General features: G+C 42.4%; 14 protein-coding genes. 7 read left to right on the top strand and 7 right to left on the bottom strand.

What is annotated here, in order from left to right; all coding sequences use genetic code 11:
• Nucleotides 1-20 precede the first annotated feature (20 nt).
• The 5 genes from ACA086_RS09965 to ACA086_RS09945 all read right to left on the bottom strand — a co-directional run bounded on the left by ACA086_RS09965 (nucleotide 21) and on the right by ACA086_RS09945 (nucleotide 5,727).
• The gene (locus ACA086_RS09965) at nucleotides 21-2,642 is read right to left on the bottom strand and encodes an outer membrane protein assembly factor (RefSeq protein WP_371003153.1); all 2,622 of its coding nucleotides are present in this window, start codon (nucleotides 2,640-2,642) and stop codon (nucleotides 21-23) included.
• Between the two features lie 4 nt (nucleotides 2,643-2,646).
• Nucleotides 2,647-3,387, bottom strand: coding sequence for an isoprenyl transferase (locus ACA086_RS09960; RefSeq protein WP_371003152.1), 741 nt, complete (start codon nucleotides 3,385-3,387; stop codon nucleotides 2,647-2,649).
• A gap of 8 nt (nucleotides 3,388-3,395) precedes the next feature.
• Nucleotides 3,396-4,082, bottom strand: a complete 687-nt coding sequence (locus tag ACA086_RS09955) for a DUF6089 family protein (RefSeq protein WP_371003151.1) — start codon at nucleotides 4,080-4,082, stop codon at nucleotides 3,396-3,398.
• Nucleotides 4,083-4,192: 110 nt separating this feature from the next.
• A complete protein-coding gene (locus tag ACA086_RS09950; RefSeq protein ID WP_371003150.1) occupies nucleotides 4,193-5,074 on the bottom strand; it encodes an NAD kinase in 882 nt (293 codons plus the stop codon).
• The gene (locus ACA086_RS09945; protein ID WP_371003149.1) at nucleotides 5,071-5,727 is read right to left on the bottom strand and encodes an acetoin utilization protein acuB; all 657 of its coding nucleotides are present in this window, start codon (nucleotides 5,725-5,727) and stop codon (nucleotides 5,071-5,073) included. The genes ACA086_RS09950 and ACA086_RS09945 overlap by 4 nt, the downstream gene beginning before the upstream one ends.
• A gap of 92 nt (nucleotides 5,728-5,819) precedes the next feature.
• On the opposite strand from ACA086_RS09945, the gene ACA086_RS09940 reads away from it, so the two are divergent.
• The 7 genes from ACA086_RS09940 (at nucleotide 5,820) to clpX (ending at nucleotide 13,075) form a co-directional block, all read left to right on the top strand.
• On the top strand, nucleotides 5,820-6,533 hold the full coding sequence (locus ACA086_RS09940; protein ID WP_371003148.1) for a pyridoxine 5'-phosphate synthase: 714 nt from the start codon (nucleotides 5,820-5,822) through the stop codon (nucleotides 6,531-6,533).
• Nucleotides 6,533-7,303, top strand: coding sequence for an alpha/beta fold hydrolase (locus ACA086_RS09935; RefSeq protein WP_371003281.1), 771 nt, complete (start codon nucleotides 6,533-6,535; stop codon nucleotides 7,301-7,303). Before ACA086_RS09940 ends, ACA086_RS09935 begins: the two co-directional genes overlap by 1 nt.
• 122 nt (nucleotides 7,304-7,425) lie before the next feature.
• Nucleotides 7,426-9,051, top strand: coding sequence for a G-D-S-L family lipolytic protein (locus tag ACA086_RS09930; protein WP_371003147.1), 1,626 nt, complete (start codon nucleotides 7,426-7,428; stop codon nucleotides 9,049-9,051).
• Between the two features lie 69 nt (nucleotides 9,052-9,120).
• Nucleotides 9,121-9,474 carry a phage holin family protein gene (locus ACA086_RS09925; RefSeq protein WP_371003146.1) on the top strand — a complete coding sequence of 118 codons (354 nt, stop codon included), beginning with the start codon at nucleotides 9,121-9,123 and terminating at the stop codon, nucleotides 9,472-9,474.
• A 92-nt stretch (nucleotides 9,475-9,566) separates the two neighbouring features.
• Nucleotides 9,567-10,889 carry a trigger factor gene (gene tig, locus ACA086_RS09920; protein ID WP_371003145.1) on the top strand — a complete coding sequence of 441 codons (1,323 nt, stop codon included), beginning with the start codon at nucleotides 9,567-9,569 and terminating at the stop codon, nucleotides 10,887-10,889.
• Between the two features lie 170 nt (nucleotides 10,890-11,059).
• Nucleotides 11,060-11,740, top strand: coding sequence for an ATP-dependent Clp endopeptidase proteolytic subunit ClpP (clpP, locus tag ACA086_RS09915; protein WP_371003144.1), 681 nt, complete (start codon nucleotides 11,060-11,062; stop codon nucleotides 11,738-11,740).
• 99 nt (nucleotides 11,741-11,839) lie between these two features.
• Nucleotides 11,840-13,075 (top strand): ATP-dependent Clp protease ATP-binding subunit ClpX, encoded by a 1,236-nt coding sequence (clpX, locus tag ACA086_RS09910; RefSeq protein WP_371003143.1) that lies wholly within the window; start codon nucleotides 11,840-11,842, stop codon nucleotides 13,073-13,075.
• Here the strand turns inward: clpX and ACA086_RS09905 are convergent.
• Nucleotides 13,072-13,617, bottom strand: a complete 546-nt coding sequence (locus ACA086_RS09905) for a hypothetical protein (RefSeq protein ID WP_371003142.1) — start codon at nucleotides 13,615-13,617, stop codon at nucleotides 13,072-13,074. The genes clpX and ACA086_RS09905 overlap by 4 nt on opposite strands.
• 133 nt (nucleotides 13,618-13,750) lie before the next feature.
• Entirely contained in the window at nucleotides 13,751-15,265 is a 1,515-nt protein-coding gene (locus ACA086_RS09900) for a GH3 auxin-responsive promoter family protein (RefSeq protein WP_371003141.1), read from the bottom strand.
• Nucleotides 15,266-15,319: the final 54 nt, after the last annotated feature.

Genomic DNA, 15,319 nt, shown 5'->3' with positions numbered 1-15,319 from the left:
TGTTCCGGGAAGTTAAAATTCTAGAATTGCTGACCTATGATAAAATGTGTCTGCCATCCACTCGGACCATTACCCGCAGATTGTGGTCTCAGGTCTTCGTCAAATCCGTAGCCAAAATCTATCCCCAGTAAACCAAAGGCAGGCATAAATATTCTTAAGCCCACTCCGGCCGATCTTTTAAGTTGAAACGGATTAAACTCATTAAAATTGTTAAATGAGTTTCCTGCTTCCAAAAAAGTTAAGCCGTAAATGGAGGCAGAAGGCTTCAGGGTTAGAGGATATCTGAGCTCTAGGGAGTATTTGTTATAGACAATTCCACCTTCCTGGTCGAAGGTAATAGGATCAACAGGGGTAAGGGAGTTATTTTCGTATCCCCTTAACTGTATAGTCTCACGGCCATCAAGGGTAAAGTTCCGACCAAGTCCGTCGCCCCCCAGGAAGAATCTTTCAAAAGGTACCTGGCCTACATCACTGTTGTAATTCCCGAGGAATCCAAATTCAACATTGGTCCTGAGTACTAATTTATCTACCAATCTGGTATACCAGTCGCCTTTGAATTTAATCTTGTAGTATTCAAGCCAACGAAATCGCTCCTGATCCACGCTTTCCAATTCATTTCTTTCAGCGGTTGTAAGGTCGCTACCGGCACGGTTCCTATCAGTTTGTAATTCTGTAAGCTCTTCGCTTCTTTCTTTTAAGGCAGCAAAATCCTTATTGCTAAAGAGTGAATACGGGGGTGTAAACTTTGCGGTTACCTCAAAGATCGACCCCGTAATAGGATAGATTCGGCCCGGACCTGCAGAGCTCCTTGAAATTCCAAAGGTGTAAGCAAGTGAATTCGACTGCCCGTTTCCGAAATTAAAGAGGCCTGTTCTGTAATTCCTGAAGTCGTATAGCTGGTAACTCAGGGAATGGGAAAGTGTAAAAAAGTCGTCAGGCCACTGCACCCTCTTGGCAAGCCCAAGAGAAACACCTGTGATCGAAAATTGCTGATCTTTATCTACTTCTACTCTACCGTTAGTCCCGAATGACGCCAGGAACTGCTGAGTTCTGGAAAGCGACATATTGAATCTAACCGGCTTTTTACCCCCTAACCAGGGCTCTGAAAAGTTCAGGCTGTAGACCCTGAAAGTTCTACTAGCTTGTAATCTGAGGGCAAATGTCTGACCATCCCCCATTGGCACCGGTTTATATGCTTCTCCATTAAAAAGGTTCTGAATAGAGAAATTACTGAATGAAAGTCCCAGTGTTCCAATGAATCCTCCACCGCCATAACCTCCCTGTAGTTCTATCTGGCTCGATCCTGATTCTACCAGGCTGTACGCCAGGTCTACCGTTCCGGAATTAGGATCGGGGTTTTGAATGTCGGGGGCAATTTGTTCTGCATCAAAGAATCCTAATTGCCCGAGTTCGCGGACACTTCTGATAATATTTTCCTTGCTGTATTTCTGTCCGGGGCGTGTTCTGATCTCCCTGAAAATCACATGGTCATTGGTCTTATCATTCCCGGTTACTGTAACGTGATTTAAGAAGGTCTCTTTCCCTTCAATGATTCGTATCTCAAAGTTGATTGTGTCATTTTCTGCTGAAACTTCCACCGGGTTGATCTGAGAAAATAAATAGCCATTGTTCTGATACAGGTTGGTAAGATCATTGGCATCGGGCTTGGTCTCATCTGCAATTCGCTCCCTGAGCAAGACACCATTATAAGTAGATCCCTTCTTTATTCCCAGAACCTGAGATAGCTGGCGATCGGTATATACGGTGTTTCCGACAAAGTTGATATCCCCGAAGTAGTATTTATTCCCTTCTTCTACATTGATGGTGATCTTAATATTTTCATCATCCACCTTCTCAATCGTATCTGATATTACACGCGCATCGCGAAAACCGTTTTCCGCATATTTGTCGATCAGAGAGGAGAGATCTTCCTTGTAATCTTCCGGAATATATTTCGATTTCTTCCAAAACCTTCCGAGTTTCTTACGCTTGGTATTTTTTAAAGATTTACGCAATTTCCCATCAGATATTTCCTCATTCCCCTCAAAAACAATATTGGAAATTTTTACTTTATTCCCCTTGCTTACGTTTATCACCATGCTTTCCGCATTGGTTTCAGAGGTGTCCTGTGAGGTTACAATGGTAGCCCTGGCATTGAGATAGCCCTGTTTTTTATACTTGTTCTGAAGATAATTCCTGGTGTTGGCAATTAGGCTTTCCGTAATTTTCTTCCCTTTCTTAAGATCCGTGTCATCGATAATTTCATCCACTTTTCTTTTTTTAACACCGTAGATGGTGACCTTGGAAAGTGTAGGTCTTTCTTTAATATTGAGTTCGAGGTAGATATCCTCCCCTTCGATGTTAGTGATATAAAAGGCAATGTCACTGAACAATTCCAGGCCCCAGAGCTTTTTAAGGACGTCACTAATCTCATCCCCGGGCACGGTAATGATCTGACCTTCCCTGAGTCCGGTATATGTTTTTACGGTCTGCTCATTATAACTTTGCAAGCCGGTAATTTCCAGTCCTTTAAGAACGTACTTCTTCCCATTATCATAAGGAATATCCTGCGACAGTACTGAACTTGTGGTTAAAAGAAAAAGGAAGGTAGTAAGGAAGATTCGCAATATGAGTCCGTTCACACTACTAGTTAAGTTGTTCGCTTGTTTTTCCAAATCGTCGTTCTCTGTTCTGGTAATTCTTTAGTGCTTCTGCTAAATGTTCCACCCGGAAATCGGGCCAGAATACTTCCATAAAATACAATTCGGCATAAGCAATTTGCCAAAGTAAAAAATTGCTTATCCGGTGTTCTCCACTGGTTCGGACAAGCAAGTCTACATCTGGTAAATTATGCGTGTAAAGATGACCATTAATAATGGCATCATCAATATTCTCCGGCGAAATTATATTATTTTTAACTTTGGTGCTAATTTCCCGTACTGCATGTTTGATTTCTTCCCGCGCTCCGTAACTCAGTGCAAGTGTAAGCACCATAGCAGTGTTTTTAGAAGTTTTTTCAATCACTTCCTGTAATTCTGTATACGCCTTAGAGGGTAATGAGGAGATGTTTCCTATGGCATTAAGCCTGATATTGTTTTTGTCGAGGGTTTTAAGTTCTCTTTTTAAAGAAGAGACAAGAAGTTTCATTAAGGTGTCAACTTCCTTTTTAGGACGTTGCCAATTTTCAGTTGAAAAGGCATAGAGGGTGAGATAGTCGATACCAATTTTAGCGCAGTTTTCCACCGTCTCTCTCACGGCTTTAACGCCATTTTCATGACCGAAAATACGCAATTTACCACGTTGTTTGGCCCACCGGCCATTACCATCCATGATGATAGCCAGATGCCTGGGCAAAGGGCCCTTTTTTAATTCTTCTATAGTGTTCATCCTACTTTTTACTCGAAACAATCGGAACAGACTACCCTACCAAAGGTGTAGGTGAGGGTAATACCTGAAAAAACGTACCAATCGTCACTTAAAATGTTCCCAAAACGGAATTGCTCAAAATTTGATCCCGTTGGGTTACTCGCATCCAGGTTATCAGTAAAGGTATACCGTGCTCCTACTTCGGCACCGAGAATCAGGAATTGATTTAACCTGATCTTCGCCCCTACGGTCATAGGAATGGCAAATGAACCATCTTTTTGCCCGGTTTCCTGCAATGATCCTGCATCAAAATAATTAAAATCATAGCGAAAATACGCAATTCCTGAATAAAGGTAAGGTGTAAACGCCTGAGAAAGTGAATGAAGGTTGTACTCTACGAAATTGAGCTCGAGTCCGGCCGATATCTCCAAAAGATTATGATCCAAAACATAGCCCCTCTGTTGTCTGGATGCCATGTCCGATTTTGAGTCATCTGCGGTGAAACTGCCATACAAGGCGCTGGCACGCCAGGCGTATCTTTTACTTTTGTTCCACTTAAATACTCCTCCAAATGCCGGTCCTGTTGGAGAAATGAAATTCATGCTCCCCACATCCCCGATATTATTCAGCCCACCGCCCATAAAACCAACTTCATAGGTTTGGGCCCTGGCCTGCATAAACAGCAGAAGGAAGATGATATAAGGAATTGCTTTCATTTTCATCAAAAATGGGCAAATATACTCCTTAAGGCTATATTGTCTGGATGAACTCAAGAACTTTCGCTTTCTCAATAAACAGGGAAATGTTGTAATTATTGTTTTCAGGATCAATTGCGTTTGTCCTGACCCCACAATAACTTGTTCCGAATGGTCTTTAAAAAACTTTCGGAAGCGTATTCTATCATTTTAATACTGAAGTCGGTCTTTTTTATCACTAATTCCTTACCATTATCTATGGTAGCCAGTCTGGAATCGAGAGAAACCATATGCTGATCTTCCCTGCCTGAGACCTTGATCCTGATTTCAGTGTCATCCGAAATCACCAGGGGCCTGGCATTTAGGTTGTGTGGTGCAATGGGAGTAATCACCAATGACTGTGCGGTGGGTGTCATCACCGGTCCTCCGCAACTCAGGGAATATCCCGTAGAACCTGTAGGGGTAGAGATAATCAGGCCATCGGCCCAGTAAGATGTGAGGTATTCATCATTGAGATGTGTTTCAATTGTGATCATGGAGGTGGTATCCTTCCTGCTCACCGTAACCTCATTGAGAGCAAAATTGAGCTCTTTAAATTCCTCTATTTCAGGCACGGATTTTACAGACACCAAACTGCGTTCAACTACAATGTAGTCTCCTTTGATAAAATCGTGTATCAATCGCCTGACATTTTCTTTTTTGTAGGTAGAGAGAAATCCCAGACGCCCTGTATTCACACCTACAATGGGAATACCAAGATCCCCGACATAGGTTACCGCCCGCAGAATGGTTCCATCACCCCCGAAACTTACAAAAAGCTCGAAATCCTTATCCAGGCCGTGATTGTGATCAAATGTCTGGCAGGATAAATCTGGATCTTCTACACGCAGGAGTTTATAAAAATCTTCTTCTATGAAAATTTCGGTCTTGAGTAATTTTAGTTCTTCGAGCAGCTCAAAGACGTAATTGAGTCCGTTTTCCTTAAAGGCCTGACCATAAATGGCTACCCTCATACATTGAGAAATTTGTCCAGATAATCTGAACGTTCTTTGAGGTCTTCAAGAAATTGATCGGCTTTGTTACCAAAGAGTATGGAGTAGTTATATCGGCGAAAAGTGTTCACTACTTCATTAAAGTTATTCATGCCTATTTTAATGGTTATCTGCACCACCTCATTCCTGGAATCGGTAATAAAAGCACCGATGAGTTTCGTGTTATTGCTTTCGACAATCTGTGCGATCTCACTGAATGAATAGTCTTTAATCCCTTTAGCCACGACCAGAATAGCTCCCGGTTCTTTAAAAAAGGGGGTGTCGATAAATACCCCCACAAAATCGTGAAGATCGTAGTATCCCATCACATGAGCTTCTTCATCCAGTACCGGAAGAAGGTTGGCTTCATTTCTGGAAAAAAGTTCAAGAACATCAAGCCAGGAAGTTTCTCTTAAAGCAAAGAAGGATTCCAGATTTGTTTTAAAACTGGAGATTTTCTGATCTTCCTCAAATGCTTCGAGATCATTTTCTGATAACAAACCCAATAATTTCTGGTCTTCAGTGATAGCCACATGGGAGTAGGTACTATTCTTAAAAAAATGAATAGGTTCTGACAGCAGTTCCTGAACGTCAAATACAGGGATTGAATGGATGATATGTGATTCTATAGACATGATCTTTAAATTACCGCAAATTAATAATTAAAAAGATCAAAAGGTATGCCTAATTTGTATTTTTGCGACGAATGAACGATGATATAGTCCAAATGACGAAACTCAGTGTAAATATTAACAAAATTGCCACTTTGAGAAATGCAAGGGGCGGGAATATTCCCGATCTTATCTCAGTGGCAAAGGACATAGAAGAATTTGGGGCAGATGGGATTACTGTGCATCCCAGACCTGATGAACGCCATATCAGGTACGCCGATGTTTACGCCCTTAAAAAGGTATTAAAAACAGAATTCAACATCGAGGGGAACCCCAATCCCAAATTCACCGAGATGGTACTCGAAGTATGTCCCGCACAGGTTACCCTTGTCCCGGATGCTGTGGATGCGATTACCTCCAACGCCGGCTGGGATACCTTAAAGCACAAAACCTACCTGAAGGAAATGATCGATACCTTTAAGAAAAAAGGAATTCGTACTTCCATTTTTGTGGATCCGGATCCGGCTATGGTGGAAGGAGCAGCAAAGACCGGTACAGATCGCATTGAGCTCTACACGGAAGAATACGCCAAAATGTATCCTAAAGATCCGGAGAAGGCGATCAAACCTTATGCTGAAGCAGCCATAGTGGCTCATTCCCTTGGTTTGGACATTAATGCAGGGCACGATCTAAGCCTGGAAAACATCGCATATTTCAGCAAAGGTATAGCTCATCTCAAGGAAGTCTCTATTGGCCATGCCCTTATATGCGAGTCGATTTACCTGGGTCTGGAAAATGTAGTCAACATGTATTTACACCGCCTGAAATGATGCCTGTCTTACATTCTAACATAATAGGAGAAGGAGACCCTTTTCTGATTTTACACGGCTTTCTGGGTATGTCTGATAATTGGAAAACCCTGGGGAGCCAATTCGCAGAAAGAGGGTATGAAGTACACCTGATTGACCAGCGCAATCACGGGAAGAGTTTTTGGTCTGATGAATTCGACTACAGTCTGCTTGCCGGGGATCTCGGCAACTATATGGACCACCATAAAATCGAGAAAGCGATACTGCTGGGTCATTCCATGGGGGGTAAAACGGTCATGGAATTTGCATGCAACAATCCGGAAAGGGTAGCCCACCTTCTCGTAGCAGATATTTCTCCAAAATACTACCCTCCCCATCATCAATACATCATGGATGCCCTAAAGGCCCTGCCATTAGAAAAGGTAAAATCAAGGAGTGAGGCCGACTTCCTTCTGGCAAAACACCTGCACGATTGGGGAATTAGGCAGTTTTTATTAAAAAGCCTTCACTGGGTTGAAAAAGGACGACTAGCTTTTCGGTTTAATCTGGACGTATTGGCGGAAAGGATGGAAGAAATCGGAGATTCAATTTCTGGTACCAAATCCTTTGATGGGCCCACTTTATTTTTAAGGGGCAGCAAATCTGAGTATATCTCTGACGAGGACCTGCCTATGATCAAACAACACTTCCCCTCTGCCATTCTCGAAACTGTATCGGATGCGGGTCATTGGTTGCATGCGGAAAACCCCAGGGAGTTTTTAAAATATTCTCTCTTATTTTTAAATCGATAATATCCGGGTATTTTTTCTGCAAGAACCCCATTTATAAGGGGGTAAAATTGCGTGTGTCATAATTTATATTAATTTTGAGACCACTGACATTCAATTTGTACTATCAACTCAAAAATTCTTTCATGAAAAAGTTTTTCGCCCTCCTTGCCTTCACCGGTGTTCTTTTGATCTCCTGTAGTGATGACGACACTACTATGACAACAACGCCTCCGCCAGATCCAGTTAATTATACCAGTGGATCTGCCGATTTTTCAAATTATGTAGCCGTAGGGAATTCTCTTACTGCCGGATATTCAGACGCCGCACTTTTCATCGACGGGCAAACTGCGTCCTTTCCCAATATGCTGGCTGAGAATTTTGCCCTGGCCGGAGGTGGAGCTTTTACCATCCCATTTATGGCTGATAACCTTGGTGGTGCAACCCTGGGAGGTCAGACTATCCTAGGCAATAGATTGATTCTATCCTTTGCCAGTGGATCTCCTGCACCTGTACCTGTTTCCGGACAAGGTGCAACAGAGATCAGCAATACACTCACGGGTCCCTTTAACAATATGGGAGTGCCGGGAGCTAAGAGTTTCCATTTAGCAGCTCCTGGATATGGGAATGTTGCCGGCGTACCTTTAGGAGCTGCAAATCCTTATTACGCCCGCTTTGCAACTTCAGCCTCTGCGACAGTCATTGGCGATGCAGCAGTGCAAAATCCCACATTCTTTTCCCTCTGGATAGGGAATAACGATATTCTGAGTTTTGCTACTTCGGGTGGTGCAGGTGTAGATCAGGCAGGAAATCTTGATCCAACTACCTATGGAGGTAATGATATAACAGACCCTAATGTATTTGCAAGTGTATATGATGGCTTATTGCAAACAATGACGGCCAATGGAGCTGACGGGGTGGTAGTTAACATCCCTGATGTTACTTCTATACCTTATTTTACAACGGTACCTCACAACCCGTTGGATCCGACAAATCCGGATTTCGGCCCTCAAATACCATTACTCAATACTATTTTCGGAACTCTCAATCAGATCTTCACGGCTGTAGGGCAACCTGAAAGAAACGTAGTTTTTTCAGATTCAGAAGCCAGTCCGGTGATCATCAAAGACGAAAATCTGGCAGATTTATCGGCGACCATAGCCGGAGCATTGCTTGCTGATCTTCCAACTTTCGAGGCATTTATCGCTCAATTTGGACTTCCGCCACAGGCGGCTCCACTGGTGGCTAATTTACTGGGGACCTCTTATGGGCAGGTAAGGCAGGCGACAGAAGACGACCTGATCGTCTTTCCGAGTAGTGCTGTAATTGGAACTGTTAATACCGATGTTCTTACCGCTTTTGTCGGACAGGGATTATCGCAACAACTAGCCGGACAATTTTCGGTTGAAGGGGTATCTCTGCCACTAGAAGACAAATGGGTACTGACTCCGGAAGAGCAAATGTCTGTTTCCACGGCTCTGGCATCCTATAACCAAACTATATCAGCCCTTGCACAGGTATATGATGTTGCCTTTGTGGATGCGAATGCCTTTTTAAACACTTTTGCCGAAACCGGCTTCCCTTTAAGTGATGGAACTACCGTTACGGCTACTTATGGAACCGGAGGCGGGTTCTCCTTAGATGGAGTTCATCCCTCTCCGAGAGGTTATGCCTTACTGGCTAATTTGATTATAGAAGAAATAAATGCAAAATACGGCTCAAATCTCCCTGGAGTAGATCCATTGGATTTTACAGGTCTATATCTGCAATAAACTATAAAATCACTATTTTAAGGGCACGCTAAAAAGGCGTGCCTTTTTTATTAATCTAACCTCTTGAATATGAAACTAATTCTCAGGGTATTACTTTCCGCCTTAGCCGTTGTCCTGCTCGCCAAACTCCTGGGCGGTGTACAGGTCGACTCCTACGTCACTGCCATTATTGTGGCCGTTGTTTTGAGTTTGCTCAATTTTATTGTCAAGCCTATCCTGGTCATACTTACCTTACCTGTAACCATCCTGACCTTGGGGCTCTTCCTGCTGGTTATCAATGCTATTATTATCCTGCTGGCTGATCAGTTGGTAGGCGGATTTAGTGTGGATAATATCTGGTGGGCACTCTTGTTTAGCTTATTGCTCTCCTTCCTGCAATCCATATTTTTCTCCGTTTTAAAGGACCCTGAGAAGTCGAGATAAATGACTGGGTACACAACCTTCTAAAAACTTGTTCCTCAGTGTAAAAAGTACTACTTTTGCCTCCCTTTTAGGGAAGTAAATCACAATTATACATGAACATTAGCAAGGAGCAGATCGATGACCTCAACGCAGTAGTTAAGGTCGATATCAGCAAAGAAGATTACCAGGACAAGGTTGAAAAGATCCTGAAGGATTATCGCAGACAGGCGAATATTCCAGGATTCAGGAAAGGACAAGTTCCTATGGGACTTATCAAAAAACAATACGGTCGCGCCGTATTGGTTGATGAAGTAAATAAATTGCTACAGGACAATCTTAACAAGTACCTCAACGAAGAAAAACTCGACGTTTTGGGAAATCCATTGCCCAAGCAGCAGGATAGCTTCGATTGGGATAAAGAGGAATTTTCCTTCGAATTTGAGCTGGGCCTTGCCCCTGAATTTGATGCCAATCTGAAAACCAAGAAACCTGTTATCCAGTATAAAATCGTTGCCGACAAGAAGATGATAGAGGAACAGCTGGAGAGAATTCAAAAGCAGTTCGGCAAGTTAATCTCAAAGAAAGAGGCGGAAAAAAAAGATGAAGTAACAGGAACTTTTTTCAACGAGGCAGAAGAAATTGAGCATAAATCCACTGTAGAATTAGATAAAATTAAAAGTAAGAAGGCTCTTGAATCCATTTTAGGTAAAAAACCTGGGGATAAAGTTATACTGAAAACCAAAGGATTATTTAAAGAGGACTACCTGCTTTCAGGTGCACTTGGAATTAACAGGGATAAGGCAGACAAATTAAACATCGAAGTTGAATTCACTATCGAGGAGATCAACGAAAGGGAGCCAGCCGAGTTAAACCAGGAACTTTTTGACAAACTTTTTGGAAAGGATGCCATCACTTCTGAAAAGGAGTTAAAAGAACGTCTTAAAACAGATGCTGAAAAACAATTTGAGCAGCAGTCGGATCAAAAGCTACTGAATGACGTTACGGAACGACTCATTGACACAACAAAATTTGAACTCCCCACTGCCTTTTTAAAGAAGTGGATCCAGATGACGGGGGAAAAACCCCTTTCTGAGGAAGAGGCAAATGATGAATACGAGAAATCAGAAAAGGGATTGAGGTACCAGTTGATTGAAGGTAAGATTATCAAAGATCACAATATTGAAATCACCTATGATGAATTAAAAGAATTCGCCAAAGGATTTATCAAATCGCAAATGGCTCAATACGGGCAGATGAATCCACAGGAAGAGGAACTTGAGGCTATTGCCGGCAGGGTAATGAGCAATCAGGAGGAAGTTAAACGCCTTTCTGAACAATTGATGAGTCAGAAACTCCTCAGCCTTTATAAGGAAAAGGCAAACTTAAAGGTCAAAGAAGTAACTTACGAGAACTTTGTAAAAGAAGTATACGGGTAAGTTTGCTGAATGACTGCTCTGTTTAGGGCCTTTTAAGTGGGAGTGTTAAGACTATTGTAAAATTGATGACATACATTTTCCCGCCATCAATTTTCACTAAAAATAAGTATCTTTACGGAGCCGAATGATTATGATTCGGCTCCTTTTTTTTAAACAACGATATTGATAAAATGAATTACGGAAAAGAATTCAAAAATTTCGCAATAAAGGATCAGGGATTAAATAGTATGTACTACGATGAAGTTCTTCGCAGTATGTATCCCGTGAATATGACTCCCAATATTATCGAGGAACGACAACTCAATGCCATTGCCATGGACGTGTTTTCGCGGCTTATGATGGACAGGATTATATTCCTCGGCACAGGCATAAGTGATCAGGTAGCGAACATTGTTCAGGCTCAGCTGTTGTTTCTGGCCAGTGCTGATTCTTCAAAGGACATCCAGATATATATCAATTCCCCCGGGGGAAGTGTTTACGCCGGCCTGGGAATCTACGATACCATGCAATTCATCAAACCCGACGTGGCCACGATTTGCACAGGTATGGCAGCTTCCATGGGAGCTGTGCTGCTTTGCGCAGGCGAAAAAGGAAAACGAAGCGGACTAAAACACTCCAGGGTGATGATTCATCAACCTATGTCGGGGGCCCAGGGCCAGGCAAGTGATATTGAAATTGCTGCTAAGGAAGTACTTAAGATCAAAGATGAACTCTACAATATCATCTCAGAGCATTCGGGTCAGCCATTCGATAAGGTCTATGAGGACAGTGACAGGGATTACTGGATGAAAGCTGAAGAGGCTCTCTCATATGGTATGATTGATGAAATATTAGAAAGGGATAAGGCCTAAGTCTCATTCTTACACTTTTTCGTAAAAGTGGGTCAATAGTCTGTGAAATAAACCAAAAACGGAATTATTTCGTTATAATAGCCGATAGTACCAAGAAAAATGGCGAAGGAAAATTTAGAATGTTCTTTTTGTGGCCGTAAAAAGCCGGAAACTAACCTGCTCATAGCAGGGTTGGATGCTCATATCTGTGATCGATGTATCGAACAGGCGCATGGAATAGTAGCAGAAGAATCGAAGCAGTCTAAAACCGATGACCTCTCTTCAGAACTAACCCTGAAAAAGCCCAAGGAGATAAAAGATTTTCTCGACACTTTTATCATCGGGCAGGGACGAACGAAAAAAGTTCTTTCCGTTGCGGTTTACAACCATTATAAACGCCTTTTACAGCCCAGTTCCAAGGAAGACGAAATTGAAATCCAGAAGAGCAATATTATCATGGTGGGTCAAACCGGTACAGGTAAAACCCTGATGGCAAGAACTATTGCCAAAATGCTCAATGTCCCTTTAGCCATTGTAGATGCAACCGTACTTACCGAAGCCGGTTATGTAGGAGAAGATGTTGAAAGCATCCTGACAAGGCTTTTGCAAGCGGCAGATTACAATCTTGAAAAAGCAGAACGAGGAATCGTTTTTATCGATGAAATAGACAAGATTGCGCGTAAAAGTGACAATCCGTCCATTACCCGCGACGTTTCAGGAGAAGGGGTACAACAGGGCTTACTAAAGCTACTTGAAGGAACCGTTGTCAATGTTCCTCCAAAAGGAGGTAGAAAGCATCCGGATCAGAAATTTATTGAAGTAAATACTGAAAATATATTATTTGTTGCCGGTGGGGCGTTTGATGGAATAGAACGTATTATTACCAAACGGCTCAATATGCAGGCAATCGGTTACAGTGCCTCCCGCAAAGAAGAGCATATTGACCAGGATAATGTACTGCAGTATATTATTCCGAAGGATTTAAAGGAATTCGGCCTTATCCCTGAGATTATAGGTCGATTGCCTGTCCTCACCCATATGAATCCTTTAGACAAGAAAACCCTCAGGGCCATCCTTACAGAACCGAAGAATGCCATCATTAAGCAGTATGAGAAATTATTTGCTATGGACGGTATTACTTTTGAGATCACAGATCAGGCACTGGACTATATTGTGGACAAGGCGATTGAATACAAGCTTGGAGCCCGGGGCCTTCGTTCTCTGTGCGAAGCTGTGTTTACCGATGCTATGTTTGAACTTCCCAGCAGTGAAGAAACAGAATTCAAGGTATCCAAACCTTATGCTCAGGAAAAACTTTCCTATGAGACCATCAAAAAGCTAAAGGCAGTCTCCTAAAGTTGAAATTTTTTGTGAATTGCGGATTCCAGAAGCGACAAACAAACTTTTTGGATGATCATTTCATCTGAATACAATTCATGCCCGTATTGTGGCATAACTTCCAGCGAAACACCATTTTTATCAGCCCAATCACTGGACGGAATATCCTTGTCATTTCCTCCGTAGAGTAATCTCACGGGGCAATCTGGCTTAGGCCCATCCATAGGTAATTCTGTAGGAGACACCGCATATAGTGACTTCATAGGCAACCCCTTTTGAGATGCAAGCCAGGCTACAGTACCCCCGGCGCAGAAGGTAAGATAGTGACAGGGCTCTTTTTCTTTATTGAGTAATTGTGACACCGCGTAATCCCTTCCCCCACTTTTAAATGCATCGTACAGCTTTTCGGAGGTACAAACAACCAAATCAACATCGGCGAGTTGCTGAGTATCGTGAAACTGAATGTCGAAATATTGTTGGAGGTATCCGAGGTAAGAAGTGATCCAAAGACCCCTCTTAGTGCCCCACATATCGGAAAGGATAACGAGTTTTTCTGCCATGATTTTAAAGTTGTCGGTTAAGTTAAGAGCCTCAATTTGAGTATAATCGAGGAATATCTGCTATTTTTTTGACGAGTGTAGGTATTTTATCGATGTAGCTTCAAAAAATAGAGGGTAAGAAGTAGTAATTTTCCTAACTATTCATCTGTAGCAACTCATCGAGATAGGCCCTATCGTTTGATAATCTGGGGATTTTATGCTGTCCTCCCAGTTTATCTTTCGATTTTAACCAGTCGTAAAAAAGGTTTTCGCGTGCCACATGGACCTTTGGCATGTTTAAGGTCATATTGTTATAGCGCTTGGCTTCGTAATCCGAATTCAGGGCTTTGAGTGCCCTGTCGAGGGATTCCGTAAACACAGTAAGTTTTTCGGGAGCCTTCCTGAATTCGATCATCCATTCATGGGCCCCTTTTTCCTTCCCCGACATAAAAATGGGCGCTACGGTATAATCCTTTATCTGGGCTCCTGTCTTCTGGCATATTTGTTCCAGGGCCTTTTCAGCATTCTCAATGATGAGTTCTTCCCCGAAGACATTGATATGGTGTTTTGTCCTTCCGGTGATCTTTATTCTGAAAGGATCTGTAGAAGTGAACCTTACCGTATCCCCTATTTTATAGCGCCATAGTCCGGAATTGGTCGTAATTATGATGGCGTAGTTTTTACCAATCTCTACCTCCCATAGAGGAATTGCCTGCTGTCCTTCCGTCCCATATTGATCCATCGGGATAAACTCATAGAAAATCCCATAATCTAGCATCAGGAGTAGATCGTCGGCGTTGTTTCTGTCCTGAATCGCAAAAAATCCTTCTGAGGCATTGTAGATTTCGTAATACTTAAATCTCTTGCGGGGTAACAACTTATCATACTGTTCTCTGTATGGGTTAAAACTTACCCCCCCATGAAAATAAACTTCCAGATTTTCCCAAATCTCAAAAAGGTGTTGTTTTCCAGTTTCTTCCAGGACATTATTTAGCAAAACAAGCATCCAGGATGGCACTCCTGCCAGGCTGGTGACATTCTCCTGTATACTTTCCTGTATGATTGCATTCATTTTCGTTTCCCATTCGCTCATCAGAGACACCCGGTTGCTGGGGGTACTGCTCAACTCTGCCCAGAAGGGCATGTTGTCAATCAAAATGGCTGAGAGATCACCAAAAAAGGTCCCGTTGTCTTCATATAATTCCTTACTGCCACCTAACCGCAGACTTTTTCCCGTAAAAAGCTGTGAATTCTCATTGTTATTCAAATAGAGACAAAGAAGGTCTTTCCCCGACTTGTAGTGGCAGTCTTCAAGGGCTTCTGTGCTTACAGGAATAAATTTACTTTTTGCATTGGTGGTACCGCTACTCTTGGCGAACCATTTTATAGTAGTGGGCCAAAATATATTCTGTTCCCCCTTCCTGCTTCGTTCAATAAAGGGTTCTGCTTCCTCGTACGATACTATGGGTACGCGTTCTCTGAAAATTCTGTAGTTTTCAATGGATTCAAAATCGTATTTCTTGCCAAACTCAGTGTCTTCAGCTATTTCCAGCAATTGGTCTAATACTTCCTGTTGAACTTCAGCAGGATATTTAAGGAAGAGCTCTATCTGGTGATACCGCTTTTTAAGCAGCCAAGAAGCTATGGAGTTAAATAGTGGAATAGGCATTTTTCGGTATCTTTGGCATGCTAAAAAACTGAAAGGAAAGGTAGCAAAATTTAG

The sequence above is a fragment of the Muriicola sp. E247 genome (genome assembly GCF_041358175.1).
Taxonomy (GTDB): domain Bacteria; phylum Bacteroidota; class Bacteroidia; order Flavobacteriales; family Flavobacteriaceae; genus Muriicola.
Note: the sequence above shows the minus strand (reverse complement) of the source record. Positions and strands in the feature narration are given on the sequence as shown.